The organism is Gilvimarinus sp. 1_MG-2023 (genome assembly GCF_030548285.1).
Window position 1 is genome coordinate 1 of sequence record NZ_JAUOSC010000361.1, and the last position, 366, is coordinate 366.

Below are 366 nucleotides of genomic sequence, written 5' to 3' on the forward strand. Positions count from 1 at the left end.
GTGTTCGTACAGTTCAACACCCTTGGACACAGCCGCCGCTTTGGCAGCTGCCAGAGACACGGCCAGAATGGCGTTAGCACCCAATTTGGCTTTGTTGTCGGTACCATCCAGCTCGAGCATTTTTTCATCCAGGGCACGTTGCCCGGTTGCGTCCATGCCAATCAGAGCAGGCTTGATAATGTCATTGACGTTAGCAACGGCCGTCAGTACGCCTTTGCCCAGGTAACGGCTTTTATCACCATCACGCAGTTCAAGTGCTTCACGAGTTCCTGTTGATGCGCCAGAAGGAGCACAAGCGGTACCAAAAAAACCGCCTTCGAGGGTAACATCCGCTTCAATAGTCGGGTTACCGCGGGAATCCAGCAC

The 366-nt window shown here is 53.8% G+C and carries 1 pseudogene; it reads right to left on the reverse strand.

The annotated features are described in order from the left end of the window. Positions 1-366: pseudogene (gene eno, locus Q4563_RS17195) on the reverse strand (phosphopyruvate hydratase); the annotation flags it as partial.